The 17,306-nt window shown below is 67.0% G+C and carries 15 protein-coding genes and 3 tRNA genes; 7 read left to right on the top strand and 11 right to left on the bottom strand.

The annotated features are described in order from the left end of the window. Positions 1–91 precede the first annotated feature (91 nt). From ACZK45_RS14840 to ACZK45_RS14830, 3 genes are all read right to left on the bottom strand, one after another. Positions 92–643, bottom strand: a complete 552-nt coding sequence (locus ACZK45_RS14840) for a lipocalin family protein (RefSeq protein WP_032130303.1) — start codon at positions 641–643, stop codon at positions 92–94. Positions 644–785: 142 nt separating this feature from the next. Continuing rightward, positions 786–861, bottom strand: a tRNA-Phe gene (locus ACZK45_RS14835). A gap of 73 nt (positions 862–934) precedes the next feature. Next, positions 935–1,010: transfer RNA gene (locus ACZK45_RS14830), tRNA-Phe, on the bottom strand. Positions 1,011–1,344: 334 nt separating this feature from the next. Between ACZK45_RS14830 and ACZK45_RS14825 the strand changes: the two genes are divergently transcribed. Continuing rightward, on the top strand, positions 1,345–2,370 hold the full coding sequence (locus tag ACZK45_RS14825; RefSeq protein WP_478444876.1) for an NADP-dependent oxidoreductase: 1,026 nt from the start codon (positions 1,345–1,347) through the stop codon (positions 2,368–2,370). 109 nt (positions 2,371–2,479) lie between these two features. Here the strand turns inward: ACZK45_RS14825 and ACZK45_RS14820 are convergent, their stop codons facing one another. Continuing rightward, complete coding sequence (locus ACZK45_RS14820) at positions 2,480–3,322, bottom strand: bifunctional transcriptional activator/DNA repair enzyme AdaA (protein WP_049423883.1); 843 nt, start codon at positions 3,320–3,322, stop codon at positions 2,480–2,482. A gap of 132 nt (positions 3,323–3,454) precedes the next feature. On the opposite strand from ACZK45_RS14820, the gene ACZK45_RS14815 reads away from it, so the two are divergent. Further along, complete coding sequence (locus ACZK45_RS14815; RefSeq protein ID WP_032130300.1) at positions 3,455–4,216, top strand: SDR family oxidoreductase; 762 nt, start codon at positions 3,455–3,457, stop codon at positions 4,214–4,216. Between the two features lie 6 nt (positions 4,217–4,222). On the opposite strand, the gene ACZK45_RS14810 is transcribed toward ACZK45_RS14815, so the two are convergent. Then, on the bottom strand, positions 4,223–4,708 hold the full coding sequence (locus ACZK45_RS14810) for a hypothetical protein (RefSeq protein ID WP_197585214.1): 486 nt from the start codon (positions 4,706–4,708) through the stop codon (positions 4,223–4,225). 161 nt (positions 4,709–4,869) lie between these two features. On the opposite strand from ACZK45_RS14810, the gene ACZK45_RS14805 reads away from it, so the two are divergent. Next, entirely contained in the window at positions 4,870–5,040 is a 171-nt protein-coding gene (locus tag ACZK45_RS14805) for a hypothetical protein (protein WP_165929940.1), read from the top strand. Positions 5,041–5,102: 62 nt separating this feature from the next. Here ACZK45_RS14805 and ACZK45_RS14800 read toward each other — a convergent pair. From ACZK45_RS14800 to ACZK45_RS14785, 4 genes are all read right to left on the bottom strand, one after another. Beyond that, a tRNA-Ala gene (locus ACZK45_RS14800) sits at positions 5,103–5,178 on the bottom strand. Positions 5,179–5,273: 95 nt separating this feature from the next. Further along, on the bottom strand, positions 5,274–6,206 hold the full coding sequence (locus tag ACZK45_RS14795; RefSeq protein WP_478444875.1) for an alpha/beta hydrolase: 933 nt from the start codon (positions 6,204–6,206) through the stop codon (positions 5,274–5,276). Further along, a complete protein-coding gene (locus ACZK45_RS14790; protein WP_478444874.1) occupies positions 6,196–7,089 on the bottom strand; it encodes an alpha/beta fold hydrolase in 894 nt (297 codons plus the stop codon). The genes ACZK45_RS14795 and ACZK45_RS14790 overlap by 11 nt, the downstream gene beginning before the upstream one ends. A gap of 21 nt (positions 7,090–7,110) precedes the next feature. Beyond that, positions 7,111–8,166, bottom strand: a complete 1,056-nt coding sequence (locus ACZK45_RS14785) for a sugar phosphate isomerase/epimerase family protein (protein ID WP_125894296.1) — start codon at positions 8,164–8,166, stop codon at positions 7,111–7,113. A 101-nt stretch (positions 8,167–8,267) separates the two neighbouring features. Between ACZK45_RS14785 and ACZK45_RS14780 the strand changes: the two genes are divergently transcribed. Together ACZK45_RS14780 and ACZK45_RS14775 are read left to right on the top strand one after the other, a co-directional pair. After that, positions 8,268–8,849: a TetR/AcrR family transcriptional regulator gene (locus tag ACZK45_RS14780; protein WP_049461862.1), complete on the top strand. Its 582-nt coding sequence runs from the start codon at positions 8,268–8,270 to the stop codon at positions 8,847–8,849. 180 nt (positions 8,850–9,029) lie between these two features. Then, positions 9,030–11,360 (top strand): TonB-dependent receptor, encoded by a 2,331-nt coding sequence (locus ACZK45_RS14775; protein WP_253144719.1) that lies wholly within the window; start codon positions 9,030–9,032, stop codon positions 11,358–11,360. A 74-nt stretch (positions 11,361–11,434) separates the two neighbouring features. Here ACZK45_RS14775 and ACZK45_RS14770 read toward each other — a convergent pair whose 3' ends face one another. Beyond that, positions 11,435–12,508 carry a hypothetical protein gene (locus ACZK45_RS14770; protein ID WP_100435027.1) on the bottom strand — a complete coding sequence of 358 codons (1,074 nt, stop codon included), beginning with the start codon at positions 12,506–12,508 and terminating at the stop codon, positions 11,435–11,437. A 90-nt stretch (positions 12,509–12,598) separates the two neighbouring features. After that, a complete protein-coding gene (rnd, locus tag ACZK45_RS14765) occupies positions 12,599–13,678 on the bottom strand; it encodes a ribonuclease D (RefSeq protein ID WP_478444873.1) in 1,080 nt (359 codons plus the stop codon). Between the two features lie 84 nt (positions 13,679–13,762). Here rnd and ACZK45_RS14760 point away from each other — a divergent pair, with 84 nt between their 5' ends. Both ACZK45_RS14760 and ACZK45_RS14755 read left to right on the top strand, forming a co-directional pair. Beyond that, positions 13,763–15,649, top strand: a complete 1,887-nt coding sequence (locus tag ACZK45_RS14760) for an SUMF1/EgtB/PvdO family nonheme iron enzyme (protein ID WP_478444872.1) — start codon at positions 13,763–13,765, stop codon at positions 15,647–15,649. Positions 15,650–15,738: 89 nt separating this feature from the next. Then, entirely contained in the window at positions 15,739–16,635 is an 897-nt protein-coding gene (locus ACZK45_RS14755) for a M48 family metallopeptidase (RefSeq protein WP_049401698.1), read from the top strand. Positions 16,636–17,306 lie beyond the last annotated feature (671 nt).

Here is a 17,306-nt window from a genome sequence, read left to right as displayed (position 1 = left end):
CGACCCGTCGCAGAGGGTAGCGCGTGAAGATGGCGGCCGGGCGTGCGCGGCGCCGGATGGCACGCGCGTGGTGCGCCGGATGCGGCGCGGTTCAGTCGGCGGGCGTATCGCGAATCGGAGCCATCAGGCGCAGTGGGCCGAGGTCGTAGCCCATCGTCTCGGCTTTCTCTTTCAACTGTTCGAACCGGGCGCGATCCATTTCCGGCAGGCGCGAGAGGATCCACAGGTACTTACGGTCCGGTTCACCGACCAACGCCCACTGATAGTCCGGGTCCAGTGCCAGGACCCAGTAGTCCGCCCAGACCAGTGGCACCCAGCTCAGCCAGTCCGGCACGAAGCGCACCTGCAACTGGCCGGGATGGCCGGCAACCGGGCGTGCCACGCCTTCAGCAACCACGCGTTCTCCGTCGCCGTTGCGGCAGGCATTGGTGACACTGATGCGGCCATCGCGGCGCAGCCCGTAGTTGGCGGTGATCTCGCCGACGCACTGCTTCTGGAACGACACCGGAAGATGCGCGATCTCGTGCCACTGGCCTGCGTAGCGGTCGATGTCCAGCGTGTCGACTGCGCGCACCGGTTCGGCGGCGATCACCGGGGAGGCGGCCAGCAGCAGGCAGGCAAGCAGGGTGGGGCGCAGAGGCATCGGCAGGCTCCAGGCAGGAGTCTGGAGCGTAGGTGCCACCGCACATGCCGGTGTAAATGTTTCGTCAACCGGGTGGTGTGGCCGCCGCTTGCGCGGAGCGCGAACAAAAAAAAAGACCTGCATTTCTGCAGGTCTCTGAAGATGGTGGCCGAAGACGGAATCGAACCGCCGACACGGGGATTTTCAATCCCCTGCTCTACCAACTGAGCTACTCGGCCAAATTGTGTGGCAACCGTGATCAAACCCGGTTTCCGGAAAAAAAAGACCCGCATTTCTGCAGGCCTTCGAAAGTGGTGGCCGAAGACGGAATCGAACCGCCGACACGGGGATTTTCAATCCCCTGCTCTACCAACTGAGCTACTCGGCCACATGTTTCGTTGCAGCGAGGTCGCTGCCAAGGACGCGTATATTACGGAGGTCGGCTGCCTTCGGCAAGCGTTTTGCCAAGATTTCTTCACATTGCCGTCTGCGCGCTCGCAAGTGCTTGATCCTCCGTTCTGGGGCGGGGCGTGGCCAGTCGATCATCGTCTGCGGTGGAAATCAGCAGATCGCCGCGATCGCCAAAGCTGCAAGGGCAAGGGCTGCGCCGGACCCGCGCCGGTCCGGGCGATGGAACGCTGTTTTCGTGGCCGCCATCGGGGATGGCTGCGGCGTAGTGTCGGCACTCCTTTCCTGATGCTGGCAACAGCAGAGACCTGGCCATGTCCGATCCCTCGACCACCTCCCGCATCGTGCTTGCGTCGCGTCCGCAGGGGGCGCCAAGTGCAGCCAACTTCCGCCTGGAACAGGTTGCGTTGCCGTCATTGGCCGATGGCGAGGTGCTGCTGCGCAACCGCTACCTGTCGCTGGACCCGTACATGCGTGGACGCATGGACGAGGGCCCCTCGTATGCCGCGCCGGTGGCGGTGGGCGCGGTGATGGAAGGGCAGACCGTGGCCGAGGTGCTGCAGTCCAACGCCGAGGGCGTAGCCGCAGGTGAGCTGGTGCTGGCGCCGGGGGGCTGGCAGACCCACGCGGTGCTGCCGGCCAAGGCACTGGGGCGCCGCCTGGACCCGGCCGGACTGCCGCTGAGTACCGCGCTGGGCGTGTATGGCATGCCCGGCTTCACCGCCTATTCCAGCCTGCATGAAATCGCCCGTTTGAAGCCGGGCGAGACGCTGGTGGTGGCTGCCGCGACCGGGCCGGTGGGCGCGACCGTGGCCCAGCTGGCGAAGCTGCAGGGCGCGCGCGTGGTCGCCATCGCCGGCGGCGAAGCCAAGCATGCCTATCTGCAGACGCTGGGCGTGGACGTGGCGCTGGATCATCGCGCCGCTGATTTCGCCGCGACGCTGCGCGCGGCAGTGCCCAGGGGTATCGACGTGTATTTCGAGAACGTGGGCGGACACGTGCTGGATGCAGTGCTGCCGCTGCTCAACGACTTCGCCCGCATTCCGGTGTGCGGCACCATCGCCACCTACAACGAGCGGGGCGTCGAGCAGCCCGGCCCGGACCGGTTGCCCGCACTGTTCAGCCAGATCCTGCGCCAGCGCCTGACCGTGCGTGGTTTCATCGTGCACGACTTCAACCATCTGTGGCCGGAGTTCGAACGCGAGATGCCGCAATGGCTGCGCGACGGCCGCATCCAGTACCGCGAGGATGTGGTGGAAGGGTTGGAGAATGCGCCGGAGGCGTTCTTCGGGCTGTTGCAGGGGCGCAACTTCGGCAAGCTGGTGGTGAAGCTGGATTGAGGCCTTGGCGGTGTGCCGACCAAGGTAGGCACCTACGGGAAGCTGGGTGTGCCGACCAAGGTCGGCACCTACGGGAAGCTGGGTGTGCCGACCAAGGTCGGCACCCACGTCAGGCAGTCGAGGCCTTTTCCCGGCGCAGCAGTTCGCGCTTGCGCGCTACGCCCCAGGCATAGCCGGACAGGTCGCCATCGCGGCGCACCACGCGGTGGCAGGGCACGGCCACCGCCAACGGATTGCTTGCGCATGCGCGTGCGACGGCACGGCTTGAGCGCGGCGCGCCGATACGCGCGGCGATATCCGCATACGAGGCAGTCTGCCCGCGCGGAATCTGCTGCAGTGCCTGCCACACCCGTTGCTGGAACGCGGTGCCACGGATATCCAGCGGCAGCGTGGCGCCTCGCGAAGGATCCTCGACCAGGCCTACGACCTGTGCCACCAGTTGCTCGTAGCCCTGGTCGGCGCCGACCAGTTCGGCTTGGCGGAAGCGTTGCTGCAACGACTGCAGCAGTGTCTCCGGATCGTCGCCGAGCAGGATCGCGACCACGCCGGTCCCGCTGCTGGCCACCAGCACGCTGCCCAGTGAGCTTTCGGCAAGCGCGAAGTGGATGACTTCGCCGCGCCCCCCTGCGCGCCATTGCTTGGGCGTCATGCCCAGCAACTTCGGTGCGTTCTCGTAGAAGCGTCCACTGGAACCGAAGCCAGCATCGTGGAAGGCGTCGGTGATGCGTTCCTGTTGTTCCAGCCCGGTGCGCAGGCGGTCGGCGCGCAGCGCGGCGGCGTACTGCTTGGGGGTCAGCCCGGTGGACTGCTTGAACAGGCGATGCAGGCGCGTCGGGCTGCAGCCAGCGATATCGGCCAGTTCCTGCAGCGAGGGTTCGTCGAGGCTGGCCTGCAGGTGGCGGCAGACCCGTTCGATGCGGTCATCGAGGGCGGTGGTGGCGGTACTGTCCATGGCCGGATTCTGGCACGTGCCGGTGCTGCGGAAACTCCGTTTCCTGCACTCACCTGTGAGGCCCGGAAACGGAGTGTTGGCGGGCCGAACGCACGGCATCGTGGCGGCCACTTCACAACCGGTACCACGACCATGCGCCTGAACAACAAGATCGCTCTCATCACCGGTGCCAGCGCCGGTATCGGCCGCGCCAGCGCGCTGCGCTTCGCCGCCGAAGGAGCAAAGCTGGTGCTCAACGCACGGCGGCCGGAGCCGCTGCAGGCGCTGGCCGAGCAGATTCGCGCTGCCGGTGGCGAAGCCGTGGTGCATGCCGCCGACGTGGCCAACCCGGGCACGGCGCAGGCGCTGGTCGATCTGGCCCAGCAGTCATTCGGCGGCCTGGACATCGCGCTCAACAATGCCGGCATGCTCGGCCCGGGCGTGCCGGCGGCGGAGTTTCCGGTGGATGCCTGGCGCGAGGTGATGGCCACCAATCTCGACGCCGCCTTCCATGCGGCACGCGCGCAGCTGCCGGCACTGCTGGCGCGCGGCGGCGGCTCGCTGGTGTTCGTCGGTACCTTCGTCGGCCACACCGTGGGATTCCCGGGCATGGCGGCCTATGCGTCAAGCAAGGCCGGGCTGATCGGCCTGAGCCAGGTGATCGCTGCCGAATACGGTGCGCGCGGCGTGCGCAGCAACGTACTGCTGCCCGGTGGCACCGATACGGAGATGGGCCGGCAGGCCGCACCGACCGGCGATGCCCGCGACTTCGTGCGCTCGTTGCACGCACTCAAGCGCCTCGCCGAGCCGGAGGAGATCGCCAATGCGGCGCTGTTCCTGGCCAGCGATGAGAGCAGTTTCGTTACGGGTACCGCGATGCGCGTGGAGGGTGGGGTGTCGATCACCCGTACCTGAGCGCGGTCACGTGCGTGGTGAGTAGCGAATGCCGCTGCTGGCCATGAAGCCTTTCGGATCGAAACGGGCCCAGGCTTCGCCCCAGTTGAACCGGGCGCAGCCGCCGGCCAGTTTTCGCCCCAATGCCGTGGCCAAGGTGCGGCGCATGAACGCGACTTCGGCATCGATCGCTGCCTGGGTTGGCCAGCCGTCTTCCAGTGTTGCACCGGGTAGATCGACGCCCATCGTCACCATGTCGAGCTGTTGCCCGTGGAAGCACAGGCTGATGCCAGCGGGCGCACCGCCCAGGCTGAGCCGGTGCAGGCTGAGCCAGTGATAGCCGGTGCCGACATCACGCTCCCCACTTACCAAGGCGGTAAAGGCGATGCGCGCTTCATCCAGTGAGAGCGTGGGGCAGATCAAGGCCGGCAGATTGCCGAGCTGGATGCTGCCGTCGGTCGCATCGAGGCGCATCGGCACGGCGTGTGCTGCGTGCTGGACAGAAGAGGGCATGGCATACCGGTGGGCGTGGTGCGTCGGATTCTGGCTGCACGGGGGCCGCAGCGGCAAGCCAGTGCCTGCACATGACGTTGGCACAGGACTGACCTGTGGCTTACCCGGCAACCTCTAGCGTGATGGGCAACGTTGGCGTTCCGCCGGCGAGGGAGATTTCAATGAACGAGCGAGGCAAGGATCAGGACCCGAAGCAGGGCATCCAGGAAAGCCGCCAGGACAGGAAGCAGGACGACGTGGCCAAGCAGCGGCCGGGGCAGCGCGATCAACAGGTGCGCGATACGCACTCGCGCAGCCCGCAGCGCAAGGACGGCGGCGAGGAGCCGGCCTGAGCCGGGGGGGCTGAAAAGAAAAAACCCGCAGATCACGGAGATCTACGGGTTCTTCTGAATAGTGGTGGAGCCAAGGAGGATCGAACTCCTGACCTCGTCATTGCGAACGACGCGCTCTCCCAGCTGAGCTATGGCCCCACGGCAGGCTTTCAGTGTAGCGCCGCCTGCCGGGCTTGCCAAGCGCCGGACCGGAACGGCGGCAGGCGTGGATCTGCCGCCGTCCCCCAGCCGGTTCAGGCCAGCGCCTGGCGCAGCAGATCGCCCGCGCGCTGTATCGCCATGCCGGTGGAAGCGGCCACGCCCTGCAGGTGGATGCAGGCGTGGATCATCCCCGGCAGCCGCTCCAGCATGCAGTCGACACCCGCAGCCTGCAGGCGGTGCGCGTACTGCTCGGCCTCGTCGCGCAGCGGATCGTGCTCGCAGCTGAGTACGGAGGCAGGCGCCAGCCCCTGCAGGTCGGTTGCGTGGGCGGGCGAGGCCAGTGCCGGCGGTGGATCCAGATCCATCCCACTCAGATAGGCCTGCCAGCAGCGCTGCATCAGTTCGGCGCTGAGGTAATAGCCCGTGGCGTAGTCGCGGTAGGAACCGCTGCCCATGCCGGCATCCAGCGCCGGGTACAGCAGCAGTTGGTGGCACGGTTGCGGCAGGCCCCGTTCGCGCAGCAGCAGGCAGCAGGCGGCGGCGAGGTTGCCGCCGGCGCTGTCGCCACCGATTGCCAGCCGCCGTGGGTCCAGGCCGAGGCGCTCGGCGTTGTCCTGCAACCACCGCCAGGCGTCGGCGACGTCATGCAGTGGAACCGGGAACGGGTGCTCCGGCGCCAGCCGGTAACCCACGGCGACAATCACGCAACCGCTGGCATTGGCCAGCGCGCGGCAGGGGCCGTCATAGACCGCCAGCGAGCATTGGAACCAACCGCCGCCGTGGGCGAACAGCAGAGCCGGTACCGGTCCATCGGGAAGCCCTTCCGGCGTGTAGAAACGCAGCTCCAGCGCATGCCCGTCGCGCGCGATTACCGTGTGTTCGATCACATGCGCAACCGGCTGTGGTGCTCCCTGCAACTGTGGCAACGCGCTCTCGCTGATCGCCCGCAGTTCGCGCAGGTCTTCCGGCAGCGCATGGGCGGCGACGGCGTCGACGAACTGCTGCAGCGCCGGTTCAAGCAGCATGGCGTGCCTCCTGCAGGAACGGCAGCAGCTGTGCAAGGAACGCCTGCGGCGCTTCTTCCATGATGAAGTGGCCGCAGCCCGGCACGATGCTGCCGCGCACATCATCGGCATGCGGTTGCAGGGTCAGCATCGGCGCATCGCCGGTGGCGTGTTCGGCGCCGATCGCCAGCACCGGCATCGGCAAACGGTGCTGCGCACGCAGCTTGTTCTGGCGGATCGTTTCCGGAATCGCGCGGTACCAGGCGAAGCCCGCCCTCAGGGCGCCGGGGCGGCTGTAGGCGGCAATGTAGGTATCGGCGGCCACCGCATCACGGCGGTACGACCAGCGGTCGAACATGAATTCCAGGTAGGCGCGCTCGCGACCGGTGATGAGCGCCTCGGGCAGGTCGGCCACCTGGTTGAACATGAAGTGCCAGAGGAAGATGTTGTCGGCCGGTGCAGCAAAGATGCCCGGTTCCGGGGCCAGGCCGGGAATCACCGCTTCGGTGACGGCCAGCTGGCGCACCGCCTGCGGCTGGTCGCTGGCCAGTGCATAGGCGATCCACATGCCGATGTCATGGCCGACTACCTGGTAACGGTCATGGCCCAGCGCCTGCATGGTCCGGTGCAGTACGGCGGCGGCGCTGCCGGTGTCGTAGCCGTGGGTCGGGCGATCGGATTCGCCGATGCCCGGCGGATCCACGGCAATCGCTTCGAAGCCGGCTTCGGCCAGGGCGTGCAGCACGTGGCGCCAGGCGTACCAGGTCTGCGGCCAGCCGGGAATCAGCAGCACCGGTTCACCGTGGCCAGCGGACACGCAATGCACGCGCTGGCCATCGACGCGCAGGTAGTGGTGGCGCAGCGAAGCGTCGCCGGCAGCGCCAGCGGAAAGGGAAGTGGTCATTGGGAAGTGCTCCGTTGGGGTTCAGGCGATGCCGAGCATCTGCTGCATCTGTGCGGTGCTGATCGGTGCACCGGCGAAGTCGTCGAAGATCTTGTCGGTGACCGGAATGATGTGGTCGCGGATGAACGCGGCACCTTCGCGCGCGCCGGCTTCCTGGTCCTTCAGGCAGCACTCCCATTCCAGCGTCGCCCAGCCCGCGTAGTCGTACTGGGCCAGCTTGGAGAAGATCGACTTGAAGTCGACCTGGCCGTCGCCCAGCGAGCGGAAGCGGCCGGCGCGCTCGGTCCAGTCGGCATACCCGCCATAGATGCCCTGGCGGCCGCTCGGGCGGAACTCCGCATCCTTGACGTGGAACATGCGGATCAGCGGGTGGTAGATGTCCAGGTACTCCAGGTAGTCCAGCTGCTGCAGCACGAAGTGGCTGGGATCGAACAGGATGCGGCAGCGCGGGTGCTGGTCGACGCGTTCGAAGAAGCGCTCGAAGCTGGTGCCGTCATGCAGGTCTTCGCTGGGATGGATCTCGTAGCAGAGGTTGACGCCGTTGTCCTCGCAGGCATCGAGGATCGGCCGCCAGCGTCGTGCCAGTTCGTCGAACGCCGCGTCGATCAGGCCCGGCGGGCGCTGCGGGAACGGGAACAGATACGGCCAGGCGAACGAGCCGGAGAAGGTGCCCATGTCCTGCAGGCCCAGCCGTCGCGAGGCACGGGCGGCCAGGTGCAGCTGCTGCTGCGCCCATTCGCTGCGGGCCTTCGGGTTGCCGCGCAGTGCTTCGGGGGCGAAGCCATCGCAGAGCTCGTCGTAGGCCGGATGCACGGCCACCAGCTGGCCGAGGATGTGGGTGGTCAGTTCGCTGACCTGCAGGCCGTGCTCGGCCAGGGTGCCGCGGAGGTCGTCGCAGTAGTCCTGGCTGTCGGCAGCCGTAGCCAGGTCGAACAGGCGTGCATCCCACGCGGGAATCTGCAGCGCCTTGAAGCCGTGGCCGGCGGCCCACGCGGCAATGCTGGCGAGGCTGTTGAACGGGGCCTGGTCGCCGGCGAACTGCGCCAGGTGCAGGCTGGGGCCCTTGAGGGTCTGCATGTGTTGCTCCAATTGTTTGTCGATCAACAAAGAATAGGCGCGACCCTCGCGGTGGTCAACACCCGCGTTACACTGCGCGCCTCACTGGAGCAGGCAGGCAGATGGCAGGGCGACCGCGCGAATTCGACAGGGACCAGGCGTTGCGCAAGGCGATGCTGCTGTTCTGGCAGCACGGTTATGAGGGCACGTCGATGTCGGCACTGGTCGAGGCACTGGGCATCGCCTCTGCACGCATCTATGCCGCGTTCGGCAGCAAGGAGCAGTTGTTCCGCGAAGCCGTTGCGCTGTACGAGGAAGGCGAGGGCGGCTTCGCGCCGCGCGCGCTGGAGCAGGCCACGCTGCGCGAGGCGATCGGGTCCATGCTGCGTGACGCCGTGTTGACCTACACCCGGCGCGGGCGGCCACACGGTTGCCTGGTGGTGTCCTCGGCCAGCAGCGTGTCGCCCGATGGCGAGGGCGTACGGGACTGGCTGGCCAGCCATCGTCGCCAGCGTACGGCGGCGATCATTGCGCGGCTGCAGCAGGCGCAGGCCGAAGGGCAGCTGGCCGGCGATGTGGCGGTGCAGGCACTGGGCGATCACTTCGCCACGGTGCTGCACGGCATTTCGGTGCAGGCCCGTGACGGCATCAGCCGCGAGCGGCTGCTGGCGATGGTCGATGTGGCGTTGACCCCGCTGCCCTGAGTCAAGCCTTCGGGGCGTGCCGAATGCCCGGTGACTGTGCCGAAACCGCTTGTTTCGCCGGGTTTGGGTGCTGCGCAACGAAATCGTAACAATTTGGGGGATAATGGCGGCTTGCGCAGTTATCCTCCTTTTTGCCGCCCGGCTCGCGCAGGCCGCACGGACGCCTCCTCAGAGCATTTCATGCCCTCCCATTCCGATTCCCGCCGCCTGTCGGGTATGTCGTCTTCCTTCGTTTCCTTCCGCCGCCATCCGCTGGCCCTGGCCTGTGCCGGCCTGGCCCTGGTCGGCAGCTTCGGCGCCGCCGCACAGGACAGCGCGCCGACCCCGACCGGCCTGGACACGATCACCGTGACCGCCGAACACCGTGAGCAGAACCTGCAGGAAGTGCCGGTCTCGGTGGGCGTGGTGCAGGGCGAGCGCATGCGCGACTTCACCGCCGGCGGCGACGACACCCTGCTGGCGCTGTCCGGCCGCGTGCCGAGCCTGTATGCGGAAACCACCACCGGTCGCATCTTCCCGCGCTTCTACATCCGTGGCCTGGGCAACATCGACTTCTACCTCGGTGCCTCGCAGCCGGTGTCGATCATCCAGGACGACGTGGTGCTGGAACACGTGGTGCTGAAGTCCAACCCGGTCTATGACGTGGACCAGGTGGAAGTGCTGCGCGGCCCGCAGGGCTCGCTGTTCGGCCGCAACACCACCGCCGGCATCATCAAGTTCGACACCCTGAAGCCGACCCAGGACTACACCGGCCGCGTCAGCGCCAGCTACGCGTCCTACAACAGCGTGTCGATCGACGGCGGCTTCGGTGGCCCGATCAACGACATCGCCTCGTTCCGTGTGTCGGCCCTGTACCAGCACCGCGACGATTACGTCGACAACACCTACAAGGGCCCGAGCGCCGACGGCACGGTCAGCCCGAAGAAGAACGCCATGGGCGGCTTCGATGACCGCAACGTGCGCGCCCAGCTGCTGCTGACCCCGAGCGACCAGTTCTCGATCCTGGCCTCGGCCCACGCCCGTGATTACGAAGGCACCTCGACCCTGTTCCTGCGCGGTGCGCTGACCAAGGGCTCGAACAAGACCGACGTGCCGCGCGACAAGGTCGCCTACGACGAAGCCGGCAACAACCCGCAGGCGTACAAGACCTATGGCGGTTCGGTGAAGGCGCGTTATGACTTCGGCGCGATCGACTTCACTTCGATCACCGCCTACGAAACCACCTCCGGTTACAGCCGTGGCGACACCGACGGCGGCGCCGCGGTGAACTTCCCGGTCAACGGCGTGCCGAACGGCTACGGCCAGTCGATGGGCCGCATCCGTGATCTGGACCAGTGGACCCAGGAATTCCGCCTGGCCAGCCATGACGACAGCGCCCTGCAGTGGCAGGCCGGTGCGTTCTACTTCAACGGCAGCGACACCACCGACTTCTACCAGCGCGCCTGGTTCCTGCAGGGCGCGGCCCGCAACCCGAACAACTGGGTGCGCCTGCGTAACAAGAACACCTCGTGGGCCGGTTTCGGCCAGCTGAGCTACGCCTTCACCGACAAGTTCACCGTCACCGCCGGCCTGCGCCAGACCAAGGACGAGAAGCACACCCGCCTGCTGAAGACCGCGGACACCGCTGCCGGCGTGGTCACCTACAAGGGCCGCACCGACGTCAAGATGTCCGACACCACCCCGAGCTGGGATCTGAGCGCGATGTATCAGATCACGCCGGACGTGAGCGTCTACGCCAAGGTCGCACGCGGCTTCCGCGGCCCGACCATCCAGGGCCGTTCGGCGGTGTTCAATGCCGACTTCACCACCGCTGATTCCGAGACCATCCTGTCCTGGGAAGCGGGCGTGAAGAGCAGCCTGTGGGACAACCGCCTGCGCCTGAACGCCACCGCGTTCACCTACACCGTCAACGACATCCAGCTCAACGGCAACGATTCGGACGGCAACGGCGTGCTGTTCAACGCCGACAAGGCCAAGGCCTACGGTTTCGAAGCGGACATGGAGCTGCGTCCGATCCCGAACCTGACCCTGAGCGCCGGCCTGAGCCTGCTGCACAGCGAGATCAAGGACAAGCGCGTGTACGCGCAGGTCTGCGGCCTCAATGGCCAGGTGGTCTGCACCGTCGGCGACCCGACCATCAAGGTCGGTGCCAACACCTTCGCGCAGATCGACGGCAACCCGCTGCCGAACGCGCCGAAGTACAACGTCAACCTGGCGGCCCGCTACGACTTCCCGGTGAGCGACGCCGGCACCATGTTCGTCTCCACCGACTGGAACAAGCAGGGTTACACCAGCTTCGTGCTGTACGACAGCAAGGAGTTCAACTCCAAGGGTGACTTCGAGGGTGGCCTGAAGATCGGCTACTCGGGCAACTACGGTGCCTACGAAGTGGCGCTGTTCGCGCGCAACATCACCAACGAGAAGAACCTCAAGGGTGTGATCGAGAACTACATGGCCGCGGTCTACAACGAGCCGCGTACCGTCGGTGTCTCGCTGAACATGAACTGGTAAGCCCACCCCGTCGTGTAACGGAAACGGCGCTCATCGAGCGCCGTTTTTCGTTGCTGGCCAGGCATCATCCGTGCTCAAGGCGTGGCGCTGACGCCCTTGCCCAGCGCTGCATCGGACGGCGCACTGGGGCCCAGCACCTGCAGCTGCATCGCCTCCATCCGCTCCAGTACCTCGCGCTGCTTGCCGTTGAGGCCGCGCGAGGTGATTGCGATGTGCTTGCGTGCAGCGTCCAACGGCGCGGGTTGGTAGTGCACCCTGAAGCGGCGCAGGGCGCAGCCCGTCAGCTTGTCGACCGGTGCGCAGTCGTTCGCGTTGAAATCGATATCGCCGTCGGCGGCAACAATGAAGGGGCTGAGCAGGATCTGCCCTTCGTGGGCAGTGAAGGCCAGTGGCGCGTGGGCCTTGGCGATGACCGCCTGGATGCGTACGGCAGGGATGTCTTCAGGGACGATCCTGTCATCCCAGTAGCCTTCGGTCGGGCGCGAGGTTTCGTAGTTCTGGGTGCCCCATGCCACGCAGTTGCCGGAAGCCACGTGCACCGAGATGCAGACCTGCTGGGAGTGCTGATCGGTCAGGACGCCCGGTGGTACCCAGACCTTCTTCCAGGAATAGAAACGGTAATCGACGTCGGCAAGGCGGGTGGCGCCGATGTCCTTCGATACTTCGTCCATCGTCCCCAGCGGCTTCAGCTTGGCCACGCGGGTGTTCAGGCGGTAGTTCTCCGCACCGTTCAGCAGATAGGTGCCCGGCGGAATCAGATGCACCTCGAACACGTCCATCAACACCGTCCGCTGCGGGCCGGTTTCCAGTTCGTTGGTGTTGAACAGCTGCACATAGCCCTGGGAGGGAATGTCCTTGTGCTGGAAGGACACCCGCGTCGAGAACCCGGGCAGGTCGGTCGAGCGGTTGCCCAGATGAAAGCCGGGGACCGGAGAGCCGACGCCTGGCCCGCCGTTGTGCACGACATACGGGGCCGGCACCAGCACGGCAACCAGACCATCGCGGGTGGCACCGTCAATGATGTCCACCAGCTTGGCTGTGTTCTCCTTTTCCTGTGCATAGGAAAGCGGTGCGGCCTGCCCAGCGCATGCCAGGACCAACGGGGTTAGCAGCAGTGCGCAGGCGGTCGCGATCTTGAGGGTCTGCATCGACGTCTCCTTGTCAGTACCGGCAAACCCTAGCACGGCCCCTGCAGGCCTGAGGTGCACGGCGCCGGCGTGGTCCGGCGCCTTGTGCCATCAACGTGCCGGCAGCAGTGCCTGCAGCCGCGATTCCAGTTCCTGCTGGCGCCAGCCGGCCAGTGCGGCGGGCCATTGGCGACGCTCCAGATAGCTTTCGAGGTGCTTGCGCGAGGCAAGGATGCCATCGGGCAGGCCCAGTTCACGGCTACGCTCGGCCACCGCGTCCTGCAGCTTCTTCAGCACCTGCTTGTTGCTGTCGTTGGCGGGTAGCGCCAGCGGTGCCCCGGCCTCATCGGCCAGCGGTGTGGACAGCGCCTGCCAGACCGCGCCGGCCAGCTTGCGCGGTGCCTTCGGGAACTGCTCGAACAGCTTGCCCAGCGCAGCCTCGTCGGCCGGTGGCGTGCGCGCCAGGGTGGCGGTCAGTTCGTTGTCCAGGATCCAGCTTCGCGGGCGGTCGCTGTTGCGTGCCTGTACATCACGCCAGCGCAGCAGGCGCAGCAGGCGGTGCTGTGCGGCCGCGTCGAGGAACTGCGCCGAGCGCATCGCCAGATGCGGCCAGCGGTCTTCGTCATTGGCGACGCTGGCCAGCAGGCGCTCGCCATCGTCATGCAGCCACTGCTGGCGGCCGAGTGCCTGCAGCTTGGCATCAATGGCGTCATGCAGCGCGAACAGGTGCTCGACGTCGTCGGCGGCATACTGCAGCTGCGACTCCGAAAGCGGGCGGCGCATCCAGTCCGAACGGGTTTCGCCCTTGGCCAGGGCGACGCCGGTGATTTCCGCCACCAGCTTCTGGTAGCCCATGCCGCCGCCGATGCCGGCCAGCGCAGCACCGATCTGGGTGTCGAACAGTGGTCGCGGCAGCACGCCGCACGCCCACTTGAAGGCGACCAGGTCTTCGCTGGCGCTGTGCATCACCTTGGTGATGGATTCATCGGCCAGCCACGGCGCCAGCGCCTCGGTCATGCCGGGAATCAGCGGGTCGATCAGCAGGATGTCCTGCCCGACCGCCATCTGCACCAGGGCCAGCTGCGGCCAGAAGGTGCGTTCACGGATGAATTCGGTGTCCAGGCCGATGCGGGTCGGGCGCTGCTGGAAGTACGCATCCAGCTCGGCGGGGGTGGTGATCCAGGTTGCCACGGGTCAGGGCCTACTACTCGGGTTTGCTCAGGCAGGGGAGAATAGCCTAACGTCGGTGCGCGTCCGTGCCGAAGGAGGCTCTGCTTGCGTTTTTCGTTGTCACCCGTGCTGTGCACCGCCCTGGCCTTGGCCCTGGCCGGCTGCACGCCGTCGCCCCCCACGGCAACGGACCGGAGTGCCGGGGAACAGGCGCGCCCGTCCGCGGACGCAGACAGCGACGAGCGCCCGCAGGCCGGGCAGGGCAGCGTGACCATCGCCGGTGAGGATGCCGCCGAGGATGTACAGCAGTGGACGCCGCCGCGGGTGGACCGCCAGGGCCGCAGCCTGGCCCAGTTGCGCCGCGCCGCCGAGCAGGCGTTCGCCGAAGGACGGCTCTATGAGGATGCCGATGCCGCCATCCCGCTGTGGCTGGCGGTACAGGAAGAGGATCCGGATGACCGCCAGGCCCGCCAAGGCCTGCAGCGCGCCCGCCAGCGCCTGCAGCAGCAGGCGGATGCGTTGCTGGTGCAGCCGCTGAAGCAGCGCGAGGCGCTGGCCGAGGCCAGCCGCCAGGCGCTGGTGCTGCTGACGCTGGCGCCGAAGGACGAGAAGGTGCGTGCGCTGCAGGGACGGGTGGAGCTTGCCCAGCGTGTGGTGGCTTACAACCGCGCCGGCGAAGAGGACCTGCGCTCGGACCGGATCGGCGAGGACGGGGACGGGGCCATCGGCAACTTCCGTGAGGCACTGGCACTGGATGAGGACAACAGCCGCGCACGGCAGGGACTGGCCGCGGCCGAAAGTGGACTGATCCGCCGCGCCGAAGACGCGGCACGCACGCGTGATTTCGCCAGCGCCGGCACCTGGCTGGCCGAAGCGAGCAAGGTGCGCGACTCGTCGCCCACCATCGCCGACGCGTTCGAGCGCATCGAGCAGATCCGTGCGGCGGCATTGCTGCAGCTGCGCGATGACGGCCTGCGCGACCTGTCCACGCCGCAGGGCCTGAAGCCGGCGCGCGAGAAACTGGCCGAGGCCCTGCGCATCGCCCTGCCGGGAGACGCGGTGGTGGCCCAGCTGCGTGAGCGTATCGACCTGGCCACCCACTACGGCAGCTTCCGCCCGGGCCAGGTGTTCAGCGACGCCATGCGCGATGGCGGACGCGGGCCGCAGATGGTGGTGGTGCCGCATGGCGGTTTCCAGATGGGCGCCGGCGATGCCGAGCCGGGCTCGAGCGATGCCGAGCGACCATCGCACTATGTGCGCTTTGATCGAGGCTTTGCGATGGCGATCACCGAGGTCACGGTCAGCGATTTCCAGCGCTACGTGAAGGCGACCAATGCGCGCCCACGGGCGACGCGGCGCGGCCATTCGGTGGTCTATGACGAACGCAGCGGCAACTTCATCCGCCGCAGCGGCGTGGACTGGCGCTCGGATTACGACGGTGGCCGCGCGATGGCCAATTCGCCGGTGATGCACGTCAGCATCCGCGATGCCGAAAACTATGCGGCATGGTTGTCCGAGCAGACCGGGCGCAGCTACCGGTTGCCCAGTGAAGCAGAGTTCGAGTACGCGCTGCGCGGTGGCAGCAGTGGTCGCTACCCCTGGGGCGATGCCGGCACGCCGCCGCCGGGCAGCGGCAATTTCACCGGCAGCAAGGACGTGTCGCCGTCCGGGCGGCATTGGCACAACGCCTTCATCGGCTATGGCGATGGCTGGTGGGGGCCGGCACCGGTAGGGAGTTTCCAGGCCAATGCCTTCGGCCTGCACGACATGGGCGGCAATCTCAGCGAATGGGTGGCCGATTGCTGGCATGCCAGCTACCGGCGCGCGCCCTCCGATGGCGCCGCCTGGTTCAACCCGGGCTGTCGCGCACGGGTGATCCGGGGCGGCAACTGGGCCAATGCGCCGGAGCAGACCCGTGCCGCCTGGCGGCAATCCCAGGACTCGGATACCACCAACGCGCGCATCGGCTTCCGCCTGGTACGCGGCATCTGATCGGCGGCCGGCTTCACCCGTTGCTGGCATCGGCGCACTAAGATTGCGCCGTGCCCGCCGGCCGGCGGGGCCCGCTGGAAGCCGACCCGATGCGCAATGATCCCTTCTCCCGCTCGCCGCAAGGCCCACAACGGCGCGGCCTGTTCGGCAACATCCGCTGGTGGGTGCTGTTGCTGGCCGCTGGCTATGCGGTCTTCTACTGGTTTTCCAACCGCACGGTGGATCCGTATACCGGCGAGAAGGTGATGATCGACAGCAGCCTGGATGCGCGGCAGGAGACCGCTTTGGGGCTGCAGGCCTACCAGCAGATCCTGTCGCAGGAACGGCCGATGGATCCCAATGCGCCGATCGCGCGCGATGTGCGCGACATCGCCCAGCGGTTGATTGCCAAGGTCGATGTGGTGGAGACCGCGCTGGCCCAGGAGCACGGCGTGCAGCCGGCGCATTTCGCGCGGGATTTCCAGTGGGAAGTGAATGTGATCCCATCCGAGCAGGCCAACGCGTTCTGCCTGCCGGGCGGCAAGATGGCGGTCTACACCGGGCTGGTGCCGGTGGCGCGCACCCGTGATGCGATGGCGGTGGTGATGGGCCATGAGATTGCCCATGCGCTGCTGCGCCACGGTGCACAGCGGATGGCCCAGCAGAAGCTGACCCAGATCGGGCAGGTGGCCGGCGCCGCCAGCGGCATGGATGCGCAGCAGCAACAGATGATGATGTCGGCGATGGGTTATGGGTATCTGCTGCCGTATGCGCGCAGCCACGAGACGCAGGCCGATGAAGTGGGGCTGATGCTGGCCGCAGCGGCGTGCTTCGATCCACGCGAGGCGGTGCCGCTGTGGCAGCGCATGGGCCAGGCCAGCGGTGGCCAGTCACCACCGGAATTCTCCTCGACCCATCCCAACCCGGGTACCCGCATCCAGAACCTGCAGGCGTTGATGCCGAAGGCGCTCGAGTACCGGCAGAAGTTCTGCGAGCAGGCAAAGTAGAGGGTTGTTCGGCAGGGCTGCGCCCTGCACCTGCCGAAGCAACAGCAACAGCGTGCATTCCGTGGGATGGCGGGGTGGGTCCGGTTGCGGGGGCCGCTGCAAGTCCCCCTCCGGGGCCCGGCCCAGCCGCTGGCGGCTGTGCGTTCGGGCGCTTGCGAAGCCGTGCTTCGCAAGCAAAGCGCCCTCACCCATGTAAGCTCGGTCGCCGCTTGCTCGTGTGCGCAGTCCTGCGCACACGGCAAGACCGGGGTTGGGCGTCGTGCCCAACCCGCCCGAGGCATGCCTCGGGCCCATGCGGCTCACGCCCCCCGCAACCGGACCCACCCCGCCTTCGACAGATTCTCGCAATCTGTTCGCTCTTCTGTAGAGCCGAGCCATGCTCGGCTCAAATCGTTCCGATATCGAAATATTTGATTCCGATGGAGATTCATCCACGCATGCGTGGATCTACCGTGTCGACCAAGGTCGACAACTACCAACAGCCTCCGGAATCTGTCAGAGGCGGGGCGGTGTCGGAGTGCGGGGTGTCAGCCGCATGGATGCGGCTGCCAAGCTTACAGGGACGTACTTGCAGCGTCCCCGCACTCCGACACCGCCCCGCCATCCCACGGAATACTCGCTTTTGACGTTGACGTTGACGTTGACGTTGCCTTGGCTTGAAGCCTCTGCAG

This window comes from Stenotrophomonas sp. 63632_Sma, assembly GCF_056482875.1.
The sequence above is the reverse complement of the archived record's forward strand: the minus strand, read 5'-3'. Positions and strand labels throughout refer to the sequence as shown.